Origin of the sequence: Vibrio sp. OY15 (assembly GCF_000742455.1) — a bacterium.
Lineage (GTDB): Bacteria > Pseudomonadota > Gammaproteobacteria > Enterobacterales > Vibrionaceae > Vibrio > Vibrio alginolyticus.
The window spans coordinates 483,877-507,881 of sequence record NZ_JPIL01000012.1 but is presented as its reverse complement, the minus strand read 5'-3'; the positions used below and the strand labels follow the sequence as shown (position 1 = coordinate 507,881).

The following is a 24,005-nucleotide window of genomic DNA, read 5'->3' as shown; positions in this document are numbered from 1 at the left end:
GCGTTATAATCGGCTCCTAATATTTGGTGGGGGTTTATTGTGATTTCCAGACTTCCTCGTTGGGTGGAATATGGCGCGTTTCTACTAGCTCTTCTCGCGGGCTGCGTCAACGCCGTTGGTCTTCTCGGCTTTCAACACCAAGCGATAACTCATCTTTCGGGAACCGTAACTCAGCTAGGGAACAGCTTGCTAACAGGTGTGGATAGCTCCATTCACCTGCTCTTCATCGTATTTAGCTTTTTGATTGGCGCTGCCTTTAGCGGCTTTTTTATTGAAAGCAGTGCGTTAAAACTAGGGCGAAGATATGGTGTTGCACTGTGCATAGAAGGGAGCTTGCTCTTACTCAGCTTGGGCTTTTTGGTGCAAGGGGATTTGTACGGCCAATATCTAGCATCAGCAGCATGTGGATTACAAAACGCAATGATCACCACGTTTAGCGGCGCAGTAGTCAGAACCACACATATGACCGGAATCATCACCGATCTAGGGATTATGATTGGAGAGAGCTTGAGAGGTCGTCAATTTGACCGACGTAAAGCAAAATTATTCCTATTCATTTTCTTTGGCTTTTTGTTTGGCGGCGTCGCGGGAGCGGCTCTATTTACGGTATATGGTTTATATACGCTGGTTTTCCCAGCAATATTGGCTTTTTCTACAGCTCTGATTTACTGGAGTTACCTATACATACTTAGCCGTCAACAAAAAGCATAAAATTTCGATCCGATTGAAGCGACATACTTCAATCGGATTTGGCTCAATAGGTTCACACTGCAACGGTACAAGAAACGCTGAACGGCAATTTGACACTGCTAAAAACCTTAGAATAGATAAGGCTAACTGAATTTCTGGCTAAGAAGTTAGTCAGATCAAAATCACATTTGTTTACGATTTTATTATTCCAGTCACAATGCGCCCCATAATTCACTGCGCAATTCGCCTCTCGTGCTACAATTTTCTAACACAAGCAACATATTCGCATACACTTAGACGTTATTTGACCAATTACCCGACAAATCGGCTGAATAACTAGATGTATTTAATGAATAGTATTGCAATGGATGCAGTTTGCGGGTACCCTCCGCAAAACTGTGATTAAATACGGATGTTTAGTGAATATTTATGTCATGGAAATGGCAAGTATTGACTAGTAGTAACACGAGACAACTATGCATAACACCACTAATGCTACTGAAGCTCCTAAGGGCAACTTTTGGATGTTTTTCATCCCTTCCCTAATTGGTCTTCTACTCTTTATGGCTCCGATCTCTTACGATGGCGGCCTAACCATTCCCGTTGCCGTGATGGCAAAAGTCATCCCAGCGGTGTTAGGCGATACCTTGATTGCTATCGTCACCAGTATCATCGCTTTCATGGCCGTTGCTTCTGTTCTTTGCAAAATTTTTAAGCCAGCTGCAATTTTACGTAATGGTTTTTTAAACGGTCTCTTCAACCCATCTCCACTTTGGCTCGTTGTTCGTTTAATCGGCGGCGCTGCCGTGTTAATGACGTTCTTCCAAGTGGGTCCAAAAGCAATTTGGGAAGAGAACACTGGCGGGCTTGTTCTTACTGGTCTTCTACCTACTCTGTTTGCCGTTTTCATTTTCGCGGGTTTACTGCTTCCGCTTCTTTTGAACTTCGGTCTTCTGGAGCTATTTGGTGCGTTACTCAGTAAAATAATGCGTCCGGTATTCAACCTACCTGGCCGCAGTGCAATTGACTGTATGGCATCTTGGTTAGGCGACGGAAGTGTTGGTATCTTGCTAACCAGCAAGCAATACGAAAATAAGTTCTATACTCAGCGTGAAGCGGCTGTTGTCGGGACCACTTTCTCAGCAGTATCGATCACGTTTAGCTTAGTTGTTATCGCTCAGGTAAAACTAGAGCACTTATTTTTGCCTTTCTACGGCGCTATCTGTCTAGCTGGTATCGTAGCTGCGATTATCATTCCTCGCCTGCCTCCGCTTAGTCTGAAGAAAGATCGCTACATTGACGGCAGCAACCCAGATAAAGACGCAGATGCAGTGCCAGAAGGCCACACCACATTCTCTTGGGGTATGGATCTAGCTCTTAAGCGTGCTGGTCAAGTCACATCGGTTCAGTCTGTATTTAAAGAAGGCGTACACAACGCAGTCGACATGGTATTTGGCGTACTACCTGTAGTTATGGGTCTTGGTACCGTCGCATTGGTGATTGCAGAATACACGCCTGTATTTGCAATTCTGGGTCAACCGTTTATCCCATACCTAGAGCTACTGCAAGTCCCTGAAGCTGTTGCAGCATCACAGACAATCGTTGTTGGCTTTGCAGATATGTTTATTCCAGCAATTTTAGCGGCCTCAATCGATAACGAAATGACACGTTTTGTTATTGCAGCAATGTCAGTAACTCAGCTTATCTACATGTCGGAAGTAGGTGCCCTACTGTTAGGCAGCAAAATTCCAGTAAACATTGTAGAGCTCTTCGTAATTTTCATTTTACGTACGTTAATCACATTACCTGTGATTGCTGGCGTTGCTCATCTTATTTTCTAAAATCGAGACGTCAATAAACAAAGGCTCCGCATCGTCGGGGCCTTTTTTATACCTAAAACTCCGTCCACATTATGCTTTTAGTAAAAAGCTCATAATTTACAAAGACAAAACTTCAACAAAACACCTGTCAGCACCAACAAAATTTTCATCACCTCACCTGTAAAGCCAGTTGATGCCACTGTTTGTTAAGCAATTCTTTTCATTATGACGATTTCATTAATTGAGATCGCAAACATGATCACACTCACAAGTTTTAACGTAAATTGTCGGTTTGTTTAAATTTAGTTAAAAAAGACGACAAATGAGTTCATGTTTTTGACAAAGATGTCGATAAAAATATAACCAAACACAATAGGTTTCTCTTTATGCCCAATTCGCTCGGTTTAAAAGAGGCGAAAGCAAAGTGGAACCAACCGGGAGAATCAGAGGAAAGCTCATGAAATTCAGACATAAGGTTGTCACAGCCTCTTCATTTTTGCTGCTAATTACCGTGTCGTTATTGTCGACACAACAAGTTATGACCATCCGCTCCCAAACTCAGGAGCAAATCGACTCAAGTGTCAACGAGATATTGACCAGTGTTGGTAACACTGTGCAATCAGAAATGAATGCAAAGAAGGATCTCGCTCGCTCCATTACTGAAGTGATTGAGCTTGACCCCAGTTCACATAGCTATGTTCAAAACATACTTGAAAGACCCACGCCAAAAAGCAGCTTCCTTGCCATCGGTTTTGGTTATGAAAGTAATGGCTTTGTGATTGAAAATGACGACGGCTGGGATGCGGGTCCAGACTACGACCCACGTCAGCGTCCTTGGTTTATTGCAGCTAAGAGCAAAGGCGATTTGGTCGTAACCGATCCGTACGTCGATGCGTCTTCGAAAAACGTTATAATCTCTGTTGGTACGCCAGTAAAAGAAAATGGCCAGTTTTTAGCCGGTATGTTTTATGACCTCGAATTAACTACCCTTTCAGATCTGGTCAACCAAGTGAATCTGTTTGATGCTGGTTACTTATTTCTGGTCACCGCTGATGGCACAACCATTGCTCACCCTCAAAGTAAATACAACGGTGAGAAAGTCGGTAGCTACCTCCCACAAATCGAACTTACGCAATCAGCACAACATGTTGAGATTGATGGCAACCGCTACATGGTTAACCTGACTCACATTCCTGGCGAGAACTGGTACGTAGGTTCGGTGATCGATGAAGCTGTTGCCTATTCTGCCGTAGGAGAGCTCCGTAACAACGCTATTATTTATTCAATCATTGCCGTGATTGCATCTATTATCGCCCTAACTCTGTTGATTCGCACTCTCATGCGTCCTTTGGACACGCTAAACAATGCGATTAAAGATGTAGCATCAGGGAAAGGCGACCTCACACAACGCCTCGAAACAGATACTGACCAAGAGTTTTCTGAGCTTGCCACAAACTTCAATACGTTCATGGAGAACTTACAACAGCAAATCATTGAGTCGAAACGTATTTCTGATCAAATTTTAAACGGAACTCAAATCACCGCTGAGGGCGCAAAAGACTCGGCAGGCGCAATTCACACTCAGCTGCAAGAGCTAGAACAACTTGCTACCGCGATGCATGAGATGTCTGTCACCGCGACAGAGGTTGCTAATAATGCGCAAGGTGCGGCAAGTGCAGCCAAAGAAGCCGACCAAGCAACGGTTGAGGGGTCTTCTATCGTTGGTGAATCGACACAAACGATAAACATGCTTTCCGATAGCATTGACCTTGCAGTCGAAGAAGTACAAGTGTTGGAATCTGCTACCGCCAATATCGAAACGATTCTAAAAGTCATCAACGATATTGCGGACCAAACGAACTTACTCGCGTTGAATGCCGCAATCGAGGCTGCACGTGCGGGAGAATCTGGCCGAGGCTTCGCCGTTGTTGCAGATGAAGTACGTACACTGGCACAACGTACTCAAGAGTCGACAACAGAGATTCGTACTATGATTGAGCAACTACAATCTGGCGCTTCATCTGTGGCAAATGCCATGCATCAAAGCAAAGGTAGTGCTATAGAGGCCGTTGAAAAAGCGGGTTTAGCAAATAGTGCGTTACAACGCATTCGTGATGCGATTCAGCGTATTTCCGATATGAACTTGCAAATTGCCTCAGCAGCGGAAGAGCAAAGCCTCGTCGCTGAAGAGATCAACAACAATACGGTGAATATTAAAGACCTATCGACTCAAGTCGCCGAATCGGCAAATCGAACCAACGACGCGATGCAGGCGCAACAAGAAGATGTACATAAACAAGATCAAATCTTAAATAGATTTACTGTCTAACACTCATTTAAGCAAAAACAGCGAGCACCGGCTCGCTGTTTTTGTTTTTAACCCTCTACCCTAGTATTGGTCGATGTTACATGTGCCATGTTGTTGCTATTAAGCTCAACATTACAAGAACACCGACTATATGTCCTTTCAAGTTTAATTGAACTCGACATGGATATAGCGATCATTAGAACGACGATAATAGCGGTCGTCCACTTTTAGATAAGTGAAATCTCCAATCTTTATGTAGGTACTATTCCGAGGAATTCGGTCATGGTAATAGTAACTGCGCCTTGGTCGTCGGGTCTCCACATAAATAACGTCACGATGTTTGTGTTTATGCTTGTGCTTGCGCTTGTGTTTATGATGGTGGTGATGCGCATGATGGTGATCGTACCGATGTCCATGCTTATGCTTCGGGTCAGCCACCGCTTCTGTACTCAACACACCTAAAGACAACATAACGCCAACCATGGCAAAAGATAATTGCTTTGACACAACAGAGCCTCTTATTCATATCAACATCGATATAATAGAAGGGTGAATCACTGTACATGTCAGCCTTTCGCTAAGGAGTTTTACTAAAAAGTCAGCACTAACCGTGATTATCAGAGAAACGTCAAACATCACAAATGCTGATGACTTTGAGTGGCCTAGGTTCGGCTATGAATACAAAAAAGCCGCCCGTTTGAATACGAGCGGCTCAGTTTTTAAATAAGCTAGCGTGATTTTATACTGCTTGGGCAAACAGCAAGAAACAACCGAATAGGAAGATCATGCTCATTCCCATTGCGCCGCCACCAGCTTCATAAATATTGTCATCTTCTACCGGCACTCGGCGCACTTTCATGGTCATTGATAATGGGACAAAGACCGCGAGAAACACAAGAATAATCCCCGCGTAGCTGAGAATAGCTAGGAAGTGTTCTGGCGCAAATACAGCACCTAATAGTGGTAGCACAAAAGTAGTAACAAAAATCACTGGCTTACTTGCTTTCAGTAGGTCTGCATTTTGATCGTATAGCGCCATTGCAACACCTAAGAACGACGTTAGCAGTGCCAAACCAGTAAACATGGATAGGATGAACTCTAAGCCCTCGTATTGCTGACCTAGTACCGAGATCAACTCTGTTACGTTGGAGTATTGAACAAGCTCATGAGGTGGTAGGTTGCCGACAACCGCTAACAACCATAACAGGTAACAAACAAGCGGAATAGTTGAACCCACGATAATCATATTACGCAGTTGTGTTTTACTCGCTTCTTTGTTGTAAGTTACAAGCGATGGGATCACGACCATAAAACCGAAACTGGTGAAAAGCACCGAACTGGTTTTGATAAGTGCCATTTTATCGTCGCTCACAACCTCATCAAGTCCTTCAAACGAGACGCTTGGTGCAAGCGCAAAAAGTGTCAGGATCAGCGCTACGATCATGCCTAGGAACAAACCGCGATTCAGCTTATCTACTACCCCTGTACCTGCCGAAACAATGATACCAACTAAAAGAGTAAAACCGACTTGGCTTGAGATCGTAGATGTTGGAAGCCCAATTGAGGCTGTTACTTTTTGTACGAGATCACCCGCACCAATGATGTAAGCCATTAATAGACAAACTAACAGGGCGTAAAGCAAGCTGTTGGTTACCAACTGGCCTCCTTTACCAAGCGTTTCGCGAGCAATTGCATTCATGCTCACACCACCACCTACTTTGCAACTGGCTTCAAGAAGGAGCAGCGCAGCATAAGTCGTTCCAGCCCAGATGAACAACATAAGAAGAGTGCCCCAAAGGAGGCCAAATTGAGCAAGCACCATTGGTATAGCAAGCATACCAGCGCCAAGAGCAGTACCTGCAACGATCAGGGAGCTACCGACAAGTTTTAGGTTCACGGTTAATACCTCTAAATTCAATCCGTTAATTTCTCGCCAGTTGTGCTTTATCTAAAGCACACAGCAAAACGCTCCGACTTAGTCAAAATTTGGTTACAAGAGCACTATGTTACAAGAGCCCTGTATGGCTAAGAAAACATGCAACAAAAGGTGGTTAATCATTTGCACATGAACACTTGAGAGTCATTTTTGGCGATGTCATCGTTGATGAAATGTGCGCAACTTTGGGTTCGAAGCAAAATTGTTCATCTTAATTCATCAACCCCATTCGTTATGAATGGATTTGGTTCGAAAAGATTGTAAGGCATAAGCAGGACGATTGAAAAGCAAAAGGTCAATCTTATAGCGATATATTTTAACAACTCTTATCTTTTACCTAAGATGTGTTGTTTTTTTCGTCACTAATTAGTCTTTTATCGCTTAAAGAGAAGGAAGAACGTGCTCAATGGCTCAATTTGGCTGGGTGTACAGATTAATTTACAGTTTAAGTGAAGGTGTTAGATTCCAAGGACGTAGCCTAGATCGGACAATATCGCTATTATTCGCTGCGTACCGACACTGTTCGGTTCACATACCTCTAAACACTGATTTACGGTTCGAAAATATAGGTAAATGAGTGTCCGAATGCTGGGTGTGGTTCCCCAGCATTTGCATCCTTTCTTTTAGATGTCATCAATTGATCGAAATTGCGTAAATCTTGTATCGCCCGACTTTACGACTGTGTTAATACGCTTTATCTAGCGCGCCAATGATATAAGTTAACACTGGAATACCCATATCGGCGACCTGCTTCTCAGTCTCACTCATGTTTTCATGCGCCATCCGCAGCTCTACTTCACTTATCGATTCTTTGTGAAGGTAAAGCTCTTTGTAGTTCATCAATCGCTGTTGTGACTGTTGAATCAGTGTCACAACATTCTCTTTAGTCTCACGATGTTGCTGATCAATTTCACTAAATAAATGATCTAAAATGCGTTGCATTTTGCGAATAGAAGCTTTCGTTTCTATTGATTTGTATGATTGATACTTTTCCATTGAGTTAATAACTGACTAAAATATTTACGTTTTTATAAGACAGTTATTTTTATACTGATTGCAAAGCAGGTAAATATGTGGTGGTTAAACTGGTCCACTTCTTGCTCCGTTTAGGTCAAAACTGTCCTTTCAGGAGAGCACATGCAGGTAGACCCTATAATTCAAGCACTGATCGCAAGACGAAAATCGAATGGCCTCTCCCGTGAGCAAATGGCAAACATCGCTGGAATGAGCGTAAAAACATATCAAAGAATCGAGCGCGGAGAGTCCGATCTTAAACTCTCACAATATCGTGCCATATTGCGTTCGCTTCATTTGACTGACCTAGATATTGCCTTAGATGTACGTGATGTTCAGCATGTCACAGCAAATGACTTAACGGCCGTGGCGCGATTGCTCTCACCGGAAGCTCAGTCCCTGCTCGTTCGCCTGTTATCGTTAATCCTTGAACAAAAGAACAAGAAAGGTGATTAACCACATTACTCATACCCAAACGTGAATGTCCTGTTGAGCGTTGAAACATGAATCGTTTAGACAAAAATAAAACTCGTCAAATGACGAGTTTTATTCTTTATATCAGTCCGTTACTCTAGGCTTTTTAATTCCGATGTATCAACGCCTTTTATTGCATCTTTCGCCACTTTATCAGGATCAAAGACATCACGTTCTTCATACGAATTATCAATCATGCCTTGTCCTATCGCGGTCGCCTGCTTTTGTAACTTGTTACCCTCTACCTCACCAGCATCCCAGCCTTGTCGATAATCTGAGTCGGTTTGATACCTTGTTTCGTCCTTAATATAGTGTTCAAAATCATTCCCTGCCTCTTGCATACCACTATGCCGACCGTCATGAAAGCCTTGGATATAAGCTTCATCATAACCGCTCTCTTTTAACGCGCTGTCACTCGTACCACAGCCTGAGAGGAGAACAAAAAATAGCGAAACGAATACCTTATGAAACATATTTAGGCCTCAAAGCTTTCAAATAAATTAATCATAGTTCGCGATTTCAACTTCTGCTTACTTCAGGCTATTAGATAGCACTGTGACTCGACGAAGCCTGTGAACTTGAGTCCCTACAGTGAGTACAAAGCGGGACAAAGCATCACACCTACTGATAAACATTATACTCAACGCGCGTTTAATACTTCCATCGCAAGTGCTTCATCATCTTGCTCAGCCAAACCACTGATACCAATTGCACCGACGACTTTCCCCTCTTGTTCTACAGGTACACCACCCATAAAGCCTGTGATCTTCGGGTCAGTCCAATAACTCAACTGCTTACCCGTCTCACGAGCCCAAGCACCCAGATTGCCGCTAGGCTGACGGTCTCTAGCCGAGGTGTAAGCTTTGTTATGTGCCAACAAACCTGCTTGCACACTCACATCATCCATTCGGGCAAAACCGAGCAATTCTCCATGTGTATCAACCACGGCAACCGCAATGTTCTGCTTGCGAGCAGTCGCAATTTCCAATGCCGTTTGAATCAGAGTTTGAACTTGTACGTATTTCATTTTTCTCTCCTACGGGATCTCATGACCAAGGGTTTTCTCGAACAAGCCATACCAATGGCTACGTGATAGCGTGACATTCTCTACTTGAGCACAAGCGCGAATACGCTGTGGGTTTGCAGTACCAATAACAGGCTGAATTTGGTTTGGGTGACGCGTTAGGAAGGCTAAAACAATCGCCTCAGACGACACGCCATATTCAGCTGCTAGCGCCATCACCATCTCCGCCGTCTGTCTGGTGTTGTGATCATCAGAATGTAAACCACGCTCTGAGAATCTTCCTTGCGCCATACTGCCCCACGCTTGCAGTTGGATATTATGCTTACGGGCATGTTCCAGTGTTCCCGCAACGTAGTCAGATTCCGACGAAGGAAGCCCCATGCCTTGCTTAATAAAGTCAGACTTAGCCAGACTCATTTCCAACTGGTTCGCCACAACAACTTCGCCCGTTGCTTGTTGAAGAAGGTCAATTTGAGCACTGTTCATGTTAGAAACACCGAAGTGGTTAACTTTGCCAGCTTGTTTCAGGGCTTTTAGCGTTGTGCCCAGTTCTTCAAATTCAACCAAAGGATCAGGACGATGCAGCATCAAAACATCAAGATTTTCCACGCCAAGGCGTTCAAGAATGCCCTCAACAGAAGCCGTCACCCATTTGGCAGAGAAGTCATACTGCTTAACACCTTGCTCATCTCCTAGACGGATGCCGCACTTTGATTGCAGATACATTCGTTCTCGTAAGGTTGAGTCATTGGCTAAGATGCGCCCAAACACTTCTTCAGCCTTACCGAATTTGTAGATATCCGCATGATCAAAGAGATTGATGCCAACCTCTAATGCTGCCTCTACAGCGGCATAAGCTTGGTTTTCATCTTGGGCGGTTAATGGGTTGCGATTCCACTCCCCTCCAAGTCCCATACAGCCGAAGACCAAGCGGCTAACGTTAGGTAAGGTTTTGGCGAGCGGTAGTGTTGGATTGTTCATCGTTATTCTCACTTTTCCGATTTCTGCATCTTCAATTTCTTAAATTAACTCGAACCATCTTACCGTTCGTAAAAATTAGTTTAATACCGTAAAATCGAATTCATTATCCTCGTTACCGAACAATTAAAGCGAGCAATAAAGATGGCAGATTATAAGAGAATCGAAAAACTGATGCTGTTTGCTGAAGTGGCTCAAACACTCAACTTTTCTAGAGCAGCAGAGCAACTTGGTATCTCTAAAAGTTACCTGTCGGAACAAATCAAGCGATTGGAATCGGAACTCGCAACGCCTTTGATTGTTCGAACCACACGCAGCGTGAGATTGACGGCAGAAGGTGAATCGATCTTTGCACAAGCGGAAGATCTCAAACGCCGCGTAATGGAAATGGAAAAGAGTTTAAGTCAGCGATCTGAACAAATAGACGGTCTGATTCGTCTTACCGCTCCCAAGATGTTTGCTGAAGCGGTGCTGCATGATTTGTGCGTAGCGTTTCGCGCTTTACATCCAAACGTAGAGTTCGAGATCCTTTCTAGCTATCAAGCGTTTAATCTGACAGAAACCAGCGTTGATTTTGCGTTTCGAGCGACAAGAACGCCGCCAGAGAATATGATTGCGCATCACCTTTTGGACTACCACCACTGGCTGGTTGCCTCTCCTCAGTATCTGCAAGAAGAAGGTACGCCGGAGACATTAGATGATTTACAAGAGCATCAATGCTTAACCACATTGCATCAAAAAGAGTGGCCGTTAAAAACGGGAACAGTTCAAACCCAAGGTTGGCTTTCAAGCAATGAAAACCGCTTACTCAAAGAATCAGCCCTGTCTGGCAATGGCATTGCTCGGTTAGCAAGTTACTTTGTCGAACAAGACGTTGAGCACGGCCGTCTAGTGCAGGTTTTATCGGAAGAAACCGACCACCAGCACAACGCGGTGTACTTGGTGTATCCGCAGCTCATCTATCAATCGGCGAAAACCAGAGCCTTCATTGAATTCGTGAAGCAGCACTTTGCTATATAACTAAGGCAGTTAATCCGCAGACCACACCGAGCGAATATCTGGCCAACCCCAGTTAGTAAGAGCGACGTCTTCTAAAACACCTTGGAAACGCAAAGTTTGTGTATGGTGGAACATGGGTGCAATCCAATACTCGCTGATCAACGTCGATGCAATTGGCTCCAATGCATTAAGGTAGTCCTCAAGTGGAACGAAAGATCTGACTCTCTGTAGTTGTTCATCTAACCATTGTGCGTTCTTTTCTCCCAAAGTGTGGAATAGCACAGCGTTGCTGAAGAAGTTCGTGAACGCAGAGGCATGACGATTATCATCTAGGTTTATGTTCGTTACGACCATTGTCTCATTTAGCTCACCGTTCTTAGCCTTCTCGTTCAGCTCACGGTAGGAATACATAACAATTTCTACTTTACTGCCAACACTCGCCAAACGATTAGAAATAGCCCGCGCACAGCGACGCAACGCGGTATAGTTATATCCTGCTATGGTAATGTGTTTAGGTAACTTAAGCGGCTCACTAAACGGACGGAGCACTGGCTTCCAACCTGGTAGCAGGTTATAAGCGGGTATACTCCCAAATACAATATTCTCGCGGCGCATCACTTCGGCCAAGTGCTCAGGTTGAATTAGCTCACTAATATAACGGCGCTGCGCTAAAGAGAGTTTGTGCTTAGCGTGCTGATTAAATAAGGCGAATAAGCAACCATCTTCTATTCGACTACGCTTGCTCGCCGATGAGTTTTCTCGGTTTTGCGTCGACATATAGTGTCCACACAAATCCTCCTCGGGCGAAGTATCCCTTTGCAACGTATTTGCTGCCAATGACGGGTTCTCCATTTGCTCGTCATTAACAATCCAGATAGTCACCAAATCCGTTAGAACTCTACATGCATAGTAACCATTAAATGCTTGCAGTTTTAAACGACTTTCATTGTGCTCGACAACAGAGAATGGGCCACTTCCGACCACCAGCTTGTTATTCGCTACGTTAACTTGGCTTACTGGTTGAATGCCGTATTTCACTCCAGAAATAAGTCCAGCAAAGCCCAAGTCAGCTCGATTAAGCTTAAAAACAACTTTCAATGGCGTTGGCGCAGTAATGTTAGCAACATGTGCCAACTCTTTTTCGTAGTACTGTAGTGAACTCAACTTTGCAAACAAGCTAACCACTGTTTCTGCATCAATGGAATTACCATTATGAAAAGTCAGACCTGGACGAAGGTAGAAAGTCCATTCGTAGGTGTCTTCGTCATAACGCCAGTGATGTGCGAGTTCTGGTTGCACTTTCCCATTGTTATCACTCGAAACTAAGCAACAATAGATTTGCCTTAATAAGAAACGTTCGCTGCTACGCTGAAGTTGATGTGGAACGACGCGCTCAAACATTCGCTTATAGGTTAATTGAATATTGAGCTGTCCTTCTTGCACAGAAGCACCAGACGTTGTTTTTAACAAACGGCCAAATGCCAGTTCGTCTTCATCTAATATCGCCAGCGCTTTTTCATACTTGCCTAACTTGATACGTTCAAGAGCCAAGCTCTCTTTTAAAACGTCTAACTCCATATTCAGAATGAGAGTCGATCGTTGGTTCCGCCCAGCTTTCGGATGCCAGCTCAACCACGCCTTCTGCTGCATTTGCGTTAGCAGGCTACGAGCATGCCGAGAAGAAGTGAACATGATGTCGGCAATGTCCTGTAACGTGGTTTTTGTTTCATCACCAACGCTAAACGAGAGTAATCGTTGGTAATAGCGAAACAAATTGAGATCAGACACTGAATCAACCTTAGATCTGTGAAGTTTGTGGATAGGAATAGTTTACTTAAGTTGGCGGTAATAAAATAAGAAAACTTCCTAATTATCTGTTCCCCTTTTCCACAATTAACCTCCAAATTCGGCTTTAAAGCCCCATATATTTACGTTATTAGGAAAAAAGCCAACAAAAGCACTCTCTTTTTTATATCCCCTTTTATACACATAATTTACTCGTCAGCTAAAGGAGGAAAAAATGAAGAAGCCAATGATGGCGTACTTTTTTCAGCAACGCCTAGCTCAATCGAGTAATAAAATAGAAGTGATGACTCTGGTTTATCTTAACGATATGTTCCAGTGGTCATAGCCTAACCTCAAGCAGAACTTAGCTCCTGATACTACACCCCCACTTCGTTGTATCTTAAGTTCTGCTTTTTCATCTTTTGCACTCTACTACCTTATTGCAGGTTACTAAAAGTTAACTAGTTGAAACACCGCAAAACAGAGTCTACATTGAAGTCTCATCCCCCAATCGCTTTGTTGAGAAAGGGGCATTCATGGATATACACCACCAATTCGGGAGTCAATATGGCAACTTCAGTGAAACTTAAAGCGGGCGACAGCTTCCCTCATCTTCAAGCCACTTTGCTAGATGGTTCAAGCGTAACGTTGGGTCAGCCGCAAGGTGATGCGACTTGGCAAGCAGTATTCGTTTATCGTGGTAAACACTGCCCTCTTTGTACTAAGTACCTCAACGAGCTTGAGAGTTACAAACAGGCTTTCGCTGATGCTGGCGTCGATATTCTTGCCGTTTCTGGCGACTCAAAAGCACAGCTAGAGGGGCATCTAGAGAAACTCGAAATCAGCTTCCCTATCGCTTACGGCCTGACCGAAGAACAAATGAAAACGCTAGGCTTGTATGTATCTATTCCTCGATCTGAACAGGAAACCGATCATAATTTCGCAGAACCAGGTCTGTTTGTGGTGAATGAACACGGCGACTTACACGTGGTGGATATTTCAAACAACCCGTTTGTTCGCCCTGAGCTTGGCGCGCTATCACGCGGATTGGCATGGATTCGCGATCCAAACAATAACTACCCTATCCGTGGCACATTGGATTACTAATATCTTCTACACCCAAGTAAACTTTCTATCCTTAAATAAGCTAGGATTCTTGCCTTAGTGAGAATAACTTGGAATGCATATCAGATCCGTGAGATCTGATATGTATCAACAAGTTGGAAATAGAGTCCTTGTTCATTATACAACGTCTTGATGAAAAACAAGATCAGTGAAGTCCAGGCTCCCCTCAAACGACGTTAAGTATTTACTTCTAAGTCACTTTCACGATAAATACATGAAATTAAGACTAAAAACTTAGACTTAACGGATACATAAATCATAACGGTACCTACACAAGTAGTTGGCTAGCGATTATTATCCTATTGCAACTCACAATTGTGCAATTCTAATAATTCATACCATAAATGAAAACATAGATACCGTAAGAGACAAAATAAAAGCAAACGATTAAATTATCAATAAAACACCGTTCAATTAAAAATAAAAATTTTCACTTTATATAAATATAATTAATCGTTATTTGCAATCACACATCTTAATTGAGAAATACAGTATGAATAAAATCTCTTTGCTTTATATGGCCGTTTGTATCGGATTAGTTGGATGCGGTTCAGGAGGAAGCGACAACGATCCAGCAAAAGATATACATCCCACCATTTCAAATCCGGAACAAGTCAACGCAATGACGGTGGACAAAGGTCATTTCTATTGTTCTGTAAACCAACAAAAACTGGAACACGGAGGGACATCTGCAAGCATGTCCTACCTGATTGAAAAGAAAAGAAATTCTACGGTTGTTGACGATTATGAATGTACCGAATACGGTTTAAAGAAAGGTGAGTCAATTATCGTCACTAAAAGTGCAATTGAAAACTTTTCATACTCAAAACATTATAAAAGCACGAAGAAGAATGACATTAATGGGTTTAAAATCATCTACCCTACAGGGCTTACGACTCCGATTAATAAAGATTATGAAAAAATTACGATCACGTATAATACGGAGAGACCTGACGTTAACATTAAGATAATTCAATATTTTGACGAAAAGTCTAAATTATATACCATCAAAAAATATGAAAACCATGTTAACGACAACTCACCAATAGGTTTAGTTGAGAAAGAGGAATTCGATAAATATTCCGATTTTGAAAAGAAACTGGAATTAAATAGTGCTTTTTTAAATTCAACTGAAGTGAGTGATTTATTCTACAGCTTACTAAGTATGACAAATAACAACTAAAAAAATCAAAAAATTAAAAAATTAAAAAGTACGATTATGCTCAAGTAGCCTCGATATGCCTGACTAGAAAGAGTACGTTGTTTTACGAAACAAATTACGATTTGAATGAAGCACATCTAAGTTACTTGGGTATAAACGGCGATGTATTGTTAATCAGCTTTCAAAAGAGAGTAACGTTTGCGATTAACTACTTTGGTCTTAACGAAGCTCAATTTGATGCTTTTCAGACCAAATTCGCAAATCATCAAGAATCTTAAGTGCGGTACGGCCGAACTCTGTTAGTTCATAGCTGACTGCAATTGGGCGGTCGCTGATCACTTTGCGCACCACCATACCTTCCGCTTCTAGCTCTTTAAGGCGTTGGTCGATCATCTTTTTGCTTGCGCCGCCTAGCATGCGTGCTAGGTCATTGAAACGAACTGGACCGTCTTTCAAATGAAAAATCAAAGAGCCTTTCCATTTACCACCAATTAGACGCATCCCTTTCTCGATAGCACATGGCTCCGCACATACGTTCGCCACTGACTTACGACCTTTGCTATCTACACTGATTCTGCTTTCCACAATACACCTCAAGATACGCACCTAATCTAGGTAACGAAAAGTAAGCTAGATACATTTAGTGCTTTAGAGTAATAAAAACGTCACCTCGCCGCAAACAAATAAAAATGGACCGCATGTAGCAGTCCATCTCAATTCATCATTCAGTTCGCACTATGTTTCTAAAAGGATTAGAAGTTTTCGTTAATGTGCGCTTCGAAACGAACAAAATCGTTTTCGATATCTGCGTTCTTCATCACGTCGTAACAAGCGAATGTAGGCAGTGCTGACATACCAAAGAAGCGGAAGTTAGCGTGCATGTGGAACATCAAATCGTCCACGCCTTTACCTTGGAATAGGTATTCGCTCTCATCATCAAACGATTCTTCTGGCGCGTTGAATGTCAGTGACAGCATGTATTTGCTGTTGGTTTGAGTGCCGCCTGTACCATAGTTTTTCTTTGGTTCTTCTGCGCTACGGCCATCGAATGCACATAGTGCGCCGCCCATACCCGCAGTAAACACGTCGTCCATGTATTTTTTGAATGACCAAGGCACAGACATCCAGTTGATTGGGCTTTGGATGATCACGCGATCAGCCCACTCAAAGTGTGCGAGTTGCTCATCTACGTTGATCTCATCTTGCATTGTCACAACGCGAACCTCATGGCCTTTTGCTTGCAGAAGCGTCTGTGCTTTGTCGACAAGAGAAGCATTTAGACGACCTTCTGAATATGGTGATGGTTCGTGTGCATTGATGATCAGTACGTTGCTCATGGGATTACCTTTAAATAAGTTCACAAGATGACGCAGTAACCATTGTGCGTCGGATGTGGTTTATTATGGTAACCTAGAAATATAGTGCAATTAGTTAACTTTTAGTAACCTACGTAATTTTTTATTATATCACTGTTTTTAAAACATATATTTTTTCAATTTTTTATTCATCGTTATTTTACGATTAATTTTTTCATCGAGTTGTTGCATCTTCTACAGAGCAAGCGTACACTTTATCGCAATTCGACGATTAACTATTAAGGCCAGCGAATGAGTGATAAGTGCAAGGACACGTGCGAAGTTGTTTTTCAGACAACGCAACAACAGCTCGAGAAAGAACAAACTCTCGCAGCGCAAGCAAAAGCTTTGTCGCATCCAGCACGTTTGCGCATTCTGCATATCCTGCACACGCTCGATACCATGGGCGGTTGTTTGAACAGTGATTTGGTTTCTGAACTGGGTCTTGCGCAATCTACTGTTTCCGAGCACTTGCGTATTCTCAAGCAAGCAGGCTTTATCAGCGCCGAGCCAAACCCACCTAAGGTGTGTTACCGCATTCAACGCGACGCGTTTGATCAGTTCAATCTAGGATTTTCCAAGTTATTTGATTAATTCCCTTTGCACGCTGGTCAGGCGTGCAGAGATAAACTATACCTTTAACTATCGCCTTTCGACGATAAACGAATAAGAGAACACTATGACTACTCAAGTTTTAAATAGTGCCAGCGACAAAATGAGCTTCTTGGACCGTTACCTAACGGTGTGGATTTTTGTCGCAATGGCAATCGGTGTAGGTATTGGCGCAGCGTTCCCTCAAGTTGCTGAGTGGAATGAGTCAATGTCAGTTGGTAGCACAAACGTACCGCTAGCGATTGGTTTGATTTTGATGATGTACCCGCCACTCGCAAAGGTGAACTACAACCTGCTAGGTACAGTGACGAAAGACAAAAAAGCAATCACGCTGTCTTTGGTCATGAACTGGATTGTCGGCCCTATTTTGATGTTCATCCTTGCATTGACTTTCCTAGGTGATCATCCGGGTTACATGGTTGGTATCATTCTGATCGGTCTTGCTCGTTGTATTGCGATGGTGCTTGTATGGAACGATATCGGTGGCGGTAACAAAGAATACGGCGCAGCCCTAGTTGCACTAAACAGCGCTTTCCAAATCGTGACTTACAGTGTGATGGCATGGTTGTTCATCACTGTGTTGCCACCAGTCTTTGGTTACGAAGGTTTCGTGGTTGATATCTCGATGATGGACATCGCGGAAAGTGTTCTGATTTACCTTGGTATCCCATTCCTAGCGGGCTTCCTAAGCCGCAAATGGCTGGTCGCTGCGAAAGGTGAACAATGGTACAACGACGTGTTCATCCCACGCATTTCACCAATTACGCTTATCGCCCTGCTTGCGACCATCGTACTGATGTTCAGCTTAAAAGGTGAGATGATTCTTGAACTGCCAATGGATGTATTCCGTGTAGCAATTCCACTGGCTATCTACTTTGTGTTGATGTTCTTTGTCAGCTTCTTCGTTGGTAAGAAAATGGGCATCGACTACGACAAAAATGCGTCGATTGCCTTCACAGCAACAGGCAACAACTTTGAATTGGCTATTGCGGTTTCTATCGCGGTGTTTGGACTAAACTCAGACCAAGCTTTTGCTGGTGTCATTGGCCCGCTGATCGAAGTGCCTGTGTTGATTGCTTTGGTGAATGTAGCATTGCGAATGAAAGCCAAATATTATGGCTAACCTAAAAAGCACAAAAAATACAAAAGCGGTAAAACATTAACTCACTACCGTTTTAATATACTCGCTGGGCGTTAGGCCGAACTTACTTTTAAAGCGTTGGCTAAAACGCCCCTCTGACTGATAACCACACAACTGTGCGAGCATAGCAACGTTATACGAGCCATTTTGCATCAAGTAAAGTGCGTGATTTAAGCGCACTTCTGCCAATACTTCACGATACTGGGTACCTTCTTGTTTCAGTTTTCGTATCAATGTTGCTCGGCTCATAGCAAAGTGCCCCGCGACCATGTCTAATGAATGCTCCTCCCCTGGAGAGCGCGATAAGTAACGACTAAGTTTCTGACTAAAAGAGGTATGTGAACTCGAGAACAACCGATGCAATAACCCTCTCTCAGCTAGCTGCTGATATAGGCCCATAATCCAATAGCGTTGTGTCGCTTCACTTAAGCTTTCCCGCTCAAACGAAAACAAAGCATTTAACGTCGCTTGCAATGCTTTATCTGTCTCAACAACGGGTACATAGTTTCCTAATGCGTTGCTCATGCTTAGCTCCAACATTTCATCGCTAGGCACACAGTGAAAACTGAACATTCGAGAAAGAAATCGCCCTTGTAGAGGAAGATTTTCAAAATTTAGGGATGCATTTGCTTCACAAAGCATGATATTTGGATGATGGATGTCGAGTACTTCGTCTTTCCAGAAAAGATGTTTACTCCCCTTAACAATCTGAATAATGCTTGGGGAGTGAATCCTGACATTACGAAGCTTCTGCTGCTGCTCCGCACGAAACAGCGTAACCTGATATTGGTGACCCATTCTCTCCCCTTATATTCAATTATCGCGTGTAAGTCGTGGTTAATGTCGCTTTACCCAAAGCAACACTATTCAAAGTAAACCCTACAATGGCTGGTGGCGTGTTTTCATCCAAATTCAGTTCTTCAGTTGGCAATGCCCACACCGTAAACTGGTAACGATGCATCCCATCATTCTTTGGAGGACACGCGCCGCCGAACCCCGTTGTGCCGTAGTCAATACGAGATTCTTTGCCTCCTAACTTGTTCATATCAATGCCTCGAGGCAGCTCGCTAACGGTGGATGGAATATTAAACGCTATCCAATGCCAAAAACCACTGCCTGTTGGTGCATCGGGGTCATACACGGTGATCGCAAAACTTTTTGTGCCCTTTGGAGCTTCTTTCCACATCAATTGTGGTGATTGATTCCCGCCATCACATCCCCAACCAGAGTATTCAAATGTCTTCGCCATCGGGTGGCCTTCTTGAATATCTCTACTCACGAGTTCAAATGCATGGGCAGAACCGACCGCAAAAACACTCAATACCAAAACTGACTTGTAGATCGCTTTCATGTTTTTCTTCCTTTCAATTAATTCAACACTAGTCTAAATACCCAGCAGTCCGAATCCTTGTCAGTAAGTATCAAAAAACACAAAATAATCTATAATTTTGACACTTTAAGATTCTAACACAAATTTCTTACTCTCTTAATTGCACTTGGTTTATGCTAATTAATCGCTCACGGAATAAGGAAGGAAAATGGAATTGGATATCTACGTGGTGGACGCCTTCACCGATACGCAATTCAAAGGCAACTCAGCAGCGGTGATACCGTTAGAGGAATGGCTAGCCCGAGAATTGATGCAAAATATCGCGACAGAAAACAACTTATCAGAGACGGCTTTCCTAAAGTCCATTGGCGCAAACCAATATGAGATTCGTTGGTTCTCTCCGATTACTGAAATCGATTTCTGTGGACACGCAACACTGGCCTCTTCGTTAGTTCTGTTTGATGAGTTTGGCATTAATGGCACGATTGAATTTCATACTCTGGAAGTAGGGACCCTCACCGTAGAGAAGAATGCGCAAGGTAAGATCGAGATGACGTTCCCTGCTCGTCCTCCAAAAGCCGTTTCTGATATTCCCTCGGCATTGATTGAAGGCCTAAGTTGCGATGTGGAACGCGTACTGCTTAGCCCTCAAGCGTATTTCGTGGTGGTCGATAGCCAGCAGGAGGTACTTGAGGTTCAATACCGTTCAGAACATCTCAAGACTCTCGCTCCTTACGATGTGGTCGTTACTGCGAAAGGCGATCAACAAGACTTTGTATCTCGTTACTTTTGGCCTGCAAATGGTGGTGACGAAGACCCCGTAACTGGCTCGATTCACGCTGGATTAGCACCGTTCTGGGCAGAAGCGTTAGGCAAAACATCACTGGTCGCTTACCAAGCTTCTCAGCGCGGAGGTATTTTGCACTGTGAAGTTACTGACGAACAAGTAAGAGTATCTGGCGACGGCGTGCTCTACATGAAAGGCAAGATTTTTGTTTAAATGATATTCACGTAATCAACTTAAAAGAGCCAAGTAAAGCACGGCTTCAGCAGGATCAAGCCAACTTCAATAATTAATCAATTGATGAATATTGAAGGAATTAACTTCCTAGCCGGACAAAACTGACTCACGTTACACTGAATGCAGTCCCATACTCTTCTATAGCTTGATACGAGTTCGAGCTCACCTTCTTAGAGGAAGCGTCGCATGATGAAGCGAATCATTCTTGGCACCCTAGCCCTGACTCTTTTAACTGCCTGTTCCAAAGATGACGGACAGCAAGCCCTTGGCACACTAGAACGTGACCGCGTAACCTTCACTGCCACCTCTAGCGAGATAATTCGTGCCCTACCCATCAAGGAAGGCAGCCAAGTCACCGAAGGAGAAGTGCTGGTTCAGCTCGATACAAAAAACCAAGAAGCCGTTTTAGCTCACGCCGTAGCCGAACAAGCCAAGGCTGACGCCTATCTTTTGAAATTGACCAATGGTGAGCGACCAGAAGACATTGCCGCAGCGCAAGCACGTGTTGCCAGAGCGGAAGCTCAATTGGTTGAAGCGCAAAAGAACTACCAACGTAAAGCAGAGTTAGTTCGTAAGAAACTCATCAGCCAATCAGAGAAAGACACCGCTTTAGCAGCCAGAGATTCTGCCCGTGCAGAGCTAGACTCCTCACAAGAAGAGTTCAGCAAACTGACCGCTGGCTCTCGTCCTGAAGATATTGAACAAGCGAAATCCGCACTCATGGCAGCAAAAGCCGATGTGGCACTACAAGAACAGAAACTGGCAGAACTCACCATCACGGCCACGCGAGATGGCTTGTTAGATAACCTACCGTTTAACCTTGGTGAACGCGTTCCGGTGAATGGCGTGGTTGCTGTAATACAAGCCAGCCGCGTCCCATACGCTCGTGTTTATGTTCCTGCTAACTATCGAGTCGACTTTGTGCCGGGTAAAACGGTTAACGTGCATGTAGATGGCGTTGAGCAACCTTATAGCGGCACCGTTCGTTGGGTTGCAACTGAACCTTCATTCACACCTTATTTCGCGCTTACCGAGGAAGAACGCTCGCGTTTGATGTACCTTGCAGAAGTCGACCTACAAGACTTAGCACAATCCTTGCCTTCGGGCATTCCAGCGCAAGTGGATTTGGTGGAGTAAGCCAATGACCGAATACGCGATTCAAGCTGAAAATGTAGTGAAGAAGTTTGGTGACTTCACCGCCATCAACAACATCACGCTCAATGTGCCCAAAGGCAGTATTTATGGTTTTCTTGGCCCGAACGGCTGCGGTAAATCGACAACCATTCGTGTGTTGACGGGCTTGCTTAGCCCAAGTGAGGGCAACGTGGACGTGCTTGGGTTAGAGATCCCAAAACAATCTGAGCTTCTGCGCCTCAAGATTGGCTACATGACGCAAAAGTTCTCCCTTTATGATGACCTGACGGTTCAAGAGAATCTTGAGTTTATTGGACAAATCTTTGGTATGGAAACCAAGGCCCTAAAAGCTCGCATCGAAGAACAACTGTCAACCTACGGTCTCGACCAACTACGCAAACAGCGCGTCGGCGGAATGAGTGGCGGGCAGAAACAACGCTTGTCTCTCGCCGCAGCCACCATGCATAAACCAGAACTGTTGTTTCTCGATGAACCCACGTCTGCGGTTGACCCAGAGAACCGACGCGATTTCTGGGAGCAATTGTTTGATCTCTCTGACCAAGGTACGACGATTTTGGTCACTACGCACTACATGGATGAAGCAGAACGCTGTCATCGTCTGGCGATTATGGAAGCCGGGGAAATCCGCGCCGATGGTGAGCCAGAAGAACTCATGGCGCAAATGGGCGTTAACATCGTCGAAGTCAAAGCGGATAACTTACGCGAGCTAAAAGAGAAAGTCATTCAGCGCGAAGAAGTCCGTTCTGCCGCACAGCTCGGCATTCGCTTACGCATTTTGATCCACCAGCACATCGAACAACCGATCGAATGGTTAACCCAAACCTTTCCTGAGCTTGATGGCTGCGAGATGAACATTGCTCGCCCGAGCTTGGAAGATGTGTTTGTCAGCGTGACGGGAGAAGGTCGCCAATGATGAAATCTATTGCCCGCATGAAAGCGGTGATGATCAAAGAGATCCGTCAGCTTTCACGTGACCGCATTACCTTTGGCATGGTCGTGATGATCCCGCTAATTCAGCTTCTGCTGTTCGGCTTTGCCATTAATACCGATATTCGCAACATTCCCGTTGGCGTCGTCGATCAAAGTGGCAGCACTGCCGGGCGTGTGATCACCGAGTCCGTCAAAGTCACGCAAGTGGTCGATGTGGTCGAAACCTTCGCTACCGCAACAGAAGCCGAGCAAGCCATTCAAGACGGCTTGGTACGAGCGGCTTTAATTCTGCCTAGCGACTTAACCCAACGTATGGTGCAAGGTCGAGAACTTGGCCAGTGGATTGTGGATGGTTCAGACACCATGATCAGTTCTGCGATTCTCTCGCTACAAACCATGCCGTTAACGGATTTTGATTTTGAGATACGTCCTGCTCCAACCAAAACCTTTGAAGTTGCGCTGTATTACAACCCGAGTCGGCGCTCAGCGGTGAACATTGTCCCTGGTTTGTTGGGCGTGATTCTAACCATGACGATGATCTTGTTCACCAGTGCAGCCATTGTTCGAGAACGGGAGCGTGGCAATTTAGAGTTACTGATTACTACGCCAATCCACTCCATAGAACTCATGGTGGCGAAGATCATCCCTTACATCTTTGTTGGTCTGATACAGGTGTTTATCATTTTAGGCTTGGGGCACTGGATATTTGGTGTGCCGATAAACGGCGCCATTAGTCAGATACTGTTTGGTACGCTGCTGTTTATCGCCGCGAGTTTAACCTTAGGTTTGGTGATATCCACCATTGCGACGACGCAGCTTCAAGCAATGCAGATGACGGTGTTTATTCTTTTGCCATCGATTCTTCTGTCCGGATTTATGTTCCCTTATGAAGGAATGCCCATCGAGGCACAATGGATATCCGAAGCGCTGCCTGCCACCCACTTTATGCGAATTATTCGTGGTGTGGTGCTGCGTGGTGCAGACCTAATAGAGCTATGGCGAGATACAGTTTGGTTACTTGGATTCACCGTTATCGGCCTTATTGTCGCTTCATTTCGCTTCAAAAAATCACTCGACTAATCCCACGATATTGCGTTCATTCCTTAAAAACAAAAATAGCCCCAACGAAGGGCTATTTTTTGTTTG

The 24,005-nt window shown here is 44.0% G+C and carries 24 protein-coding genes; 13 read left to right on the top strand and 11 right to left on the bottom strand.

The window, feature by feature from the left end; genetic code table 11:
- The first annotated feature begins 39 nt into the window (after window positions 1-39).
- The 3 genes from IJ23_RS16315 (at window position 40) to IJ23_RS16305 (ending at window position 4,839) form a co-directional block, all read left to right on the top strand.
- On the top strand, window positions 40-711 hold the full coding sequence (locus IJ23_RS16315) for a YoaK family protein (RefSeq protein WP_005375484.1): 672 nt from the start codon (window positions 40-42) through the stop codon (window positions 709-711).
- 455 nt (window positions 712-1,166) lie between these two features.
- Window positions 1,167-2,531 (top strand): YjiH family protein, encoded by a 1,365-nt coding sequence (locus tag IJ23_RS16310; RefSeq protein ID WP_017635848.1) that lies wholly within the window; start codon window positions 1,167-1,169, stop codon window positions 2,529-2,531.
- 436 nt (window positions 2,532-2,967) lie between these two features.
- Window positions 2,968-4,839: a methyl-accepting chemotaxis protein gene (locus tag IJ23_RS16305; RefSeq protein WP_017821611.1), complete on the top strand. Its 1,872-nt coding sequence runs from the start codon at window positions 2,968-2,970 to the stop codon at window positions 4,837-4,839.
- Window positions 4,840-4,983: 144 nt separating this feature from the next.
- Here IJ23_RS16305 and IJ23_RS25595 read toward each other — a convergent pair whose 3' ends face one another.
- The 3 genes from IJ23_RS25595 to IJ23_RS16290 form a co-directional block, all read right to left on the bottom strand.
- Window positions 4,984-5,325 (bottom strand): hypothetical protein, encoded by a 342-nt coding sequence (locus IJ23_RS25595; protein WP_080276968.1) that lies wholly within the window; start codon window positions 5,323-5,325, stop codon window positions 4,984-4,986.
- A 232-nt stretch (window positions 5,326-5,557) separates the two neighbouring features.
- Window positions 5,558-6,715, bottom strand: coding sequence for an amino acid permease (locus IJ23_RS16295; RefSeq protein WP_005375474.1), 1,158 nt, complete (start codon window positions 6,713-6,715; stop codon window positions 5,558-5,560).
- Window positions 6,716-7,438: 723 nt separating this feature from the next.
- Window positions 7,439-7,750 carry a hypothetical protein gene (locus tag IJ23_RS16290; protein WP_005375472.1) on the bottom strand — a complete coding sequence of 104 codons (312 nt, stop codon included), beginning with the start codon at window positions 7,748-7,750 and terminating at the stop codon, window positions 7,439-7,441.
- Window positions 7,751-7,891: 141 nt separating this feature from the next.
- On the opposite strand from IJ23_RS16290, the gene IJ23_RS16285 reads away from it, so the two are divergent.
- Window positions 7,892-8,224, top strand: coding sequence for a helix-turn-helix transcriptional regulator (locus tag IJ23_RS16285; RefSeq protein WP_005375470.1), 333 nt, complete (start codon window positions 7,892-7,894; stop codon window positions 8,222-8,224).
- A 110-nt stretch (window positions 8,225-8,334) separates the two neighbouring features.
- Here the strand turns inward: IJ23_RS16285 and IJ23_RS16280 are convergent, their stop codons facing one another.
- The 3 genes from IJ23_RS16280 to IJ23_RS16270 form a co-directional block, all read right to left on the bottom strand.
- A complete protein-coding gene (locus IJ23_RS16280; protein ID WP_005375467.1) occupies window positions 8,335-8,715 on the bottom strand; it encodes a hypothetical protein in 381 nt (126 codons plus the stop codon).
- A 167-nt stretch (window positions 8,716-8,882) separates the two neighbouring features.
- The gene (locus IJ23_RS16275) at window positions 8,883-9,269 is read right to left on the bottom strand and encodes a GlcG/HbpS family heme-binding protein (protein ID WP_005375465.1); all 387 of its coding nucleotides are present in this window, start codon (window positions 9,267-9,269) and stop codon (window positions 8,883-8,885) included.
- 9 nt (window positions 9,270-9,278) lie between these two features.
- Entirely contained in the window at window positions 9,279-10,247 is a 969-nt protein-coding gene (locus IJ23_RS16270; protein ID WP_033906813.1) for an aldo/keto reductase, read from the bottom strand.
- Window positions 10,248-10,388: 141 nt separating this feature from the next.
- Between IJ23_RS16270 and IJ23_RS16265 the strand changes: the two genes are divergently transcribed.
- The gene (locus IJ23_RS16265; protein ID WP_017635840.1) at window positions 10,389-11,264 is read left to right on the top strand and encodes a LysR family transcriptional regulator; all 876 of its coding nucleotides are present in this window, start codon (window positions 10,389-10,391) and stop codon (window positions 11,262-11,264) included.
- Between the two features lie 9 nt (window positions 11,265-11,273).
- On the opposite strand, the gene IJ23_RS16260 is transcribed toward IJ23_RS16265, so the two are convergent.
- Window positions 11,274-13,031, bottom strand: coding sequence for an SgrR family transcriptional regulator (locus IJ23_RS16260; RefSeq protein ID WP_033906812.1), 1,758 nt, complete (start codon window positions 13,029-13,031; stop codon window positions 11,274-11,276).
- Between the two features lie 564 nt (window positions 13,032-13,595).
- Between IJ23_RS16260 and IJ23_RS16255 the strand changes: the two genes are divergently transcribed.
- A complete protein-coding gene (locus IJ23_RS16255; protein ID WP_005385152.1) occupies window positions 13,596-14,135 on the top strand; it encodes a redoxin domain-containing protein in 540 nt (179 codons plus the stop codon).
- A gap of 511 nt (window positions 14,136-14,646) precedes the next feature.
- Window positions 14,647-15,336 carry a hypothetical protein gene (locus tag IJ23_RS16250; protein ID WP_033906811.1) on the top strand — a complete coding sequence of 230 codons (690 nt, stop codon included), beginning with the start codon at window positions 14,647-14,649 and terminating at the stop codon, window positions 15,334-15,336.
- Window positions 15,337-15,534: 198 nt separating this feature from the next.
- Here IJ23_RS16250 and IJ23_RS16245 read toward each other — a convergent pair whose 3' ends face one another.
- Window positions 15,535-15,900: a winged helix-turn-helix transcriptional regulator gene (locus IJ23_RS16245; protein ID WP_017821620.1), complete on the bottom strand. Its 366-nt coding sequence runs from the start codon at window positions 15,898-15,900 to the stop codon at window positions 15,535-15,537.
- A gap of 167 nt (window positions 15,901-16,067) precedes the next feature.
- A complete protein-coding gene (locus IJ23_RS16240) occupies window positions 16,068-16,652 on the bottom strand; it encodes an NAD(P)H-dependent oxidoreductase (protein WP_017635228.1) in 585 nt (194 codons plus the stop codon).
- A 270-nt stretch (window positions 16,653-16,922) separates the two neighbouring features.
- Between IJ23_RS16240 and IJ23_RS16235 the strand changes: the two genes are divergently transcribed.
- Window positions 16,923-17,264, top strand: a complete 342-nt coding sequence (locus IJ23_RS16235; protein ID WP_005375451.1) for an ArsR/SmtB family transcription factor — start codon at window positions 16,923-16,925, stop codon at window positions 17,262-17,264.
- 85 nt (window positions 17,265-17,349) lie between these two features.
- The gene (gene arsB, locus IJ23_RS16230) at window positions 17,350-18,405 is read left to right on the top strand and encodes an ACR3 family arsenite efflux transporter (protein ID WP_005385145.1); all 1,056 of its coding nucleotides are present in this window, start codon (window positions 17,350-17,352) and stop codon (window positions 18,403-18,405) included.
- 36 nt (window positions 18,406-18,441) lie between these two features.
- Here the strand turns inward: arsB and IJ23_RS16225 are convergent, their stop codons facing one another.
- On the bottom strand, window positions 18,442-19,221 hold the full coding sequence (locus tag IJ23_RS16225) for an AraC family transcriptional regulator (protein ID WP_033906810.1): 780 nt from the start codon (window positions 19,219-19,221) through the stop codon (window positions 18,442-18,444).
- A 19-nt stretch (window positions 19,222-19,240) separates the two neighbouring features.
- Window positions 19,241-19,774 carry a YbhB/YbcL family Raf kinase inhibitor-like protein gene (locus IJ23_RS16220; RefSeq protein WP_017635230.1) on the bottom strand — a complete coding sequence of 178 codons (534 nt, stop codon included), beginning with the start codon at window positions 19,772-19,774 and terminating at the stop codon, window positions 19,241-19,243.
- A gap of 187 nt (window positions 19,775-19,961) precedes the next feature.
- Between IJ23_RS16220 and IJ23_RS16215 the strand changes: the two genes are divergently transcribed.
- The 4 genes from IJ23_RS16215 (at window position 19,962) to IJ23_RS16200 (ending at window position 23,939) form a co-directional block, all read left to right on the top strand.
- Complete coding sequence (locus IJ23_RS16215; protein ID WP_033906809.1) at window positions 19,962-20,753, top strand: PhzF family phenazine biosynthesis protein; 792 nt, start codon at window positions 19,962-19,964, stop codon at window positions 20,751-20,753.
- Between the two features lie 207 nt (window positions 20,754-20,960).
- Window positions 20,961-21,911 (top strand): HlyD family secretion protein, encoded by a 951-nt coding sequence (locus tag IJ23_RS16210; protein ID WP_390509567.1) that lies wholly within the window; start codon window positions 20,961-20,963, stop codon window positions 21,909-21,911.
- A 4-nt stretch (window positions 21,912-21,915) separates the two neighbouring features.
- Window positions 21,916-22,842 (top strand): ABC transporter ATP-binding protein, encoded by a 927-nt coding sequence (locus IJ23_RS16205; RefSeq protein WP_033906808.1) that lies wholly within the window; start codon window positions 21,916-21,918, stop codon window positions 22,840-22,842.
- Entirely contained in the window at window positions 22,842-23,939 is a 1,098-nt protein-coding gene (locus tag IJ23_RS16200; RefSeq protein WP_033906807.1) for an ABC transporter permease, read from the top strand. The genes IJ23_RS16205 and IJ23_RS16200 overlap by 1 nt, the downstream gene beginning before the upstream one ends.
- The last annotated feature ends 66 nt before the right edge of the window (window positions 23,940-24,005 follow it).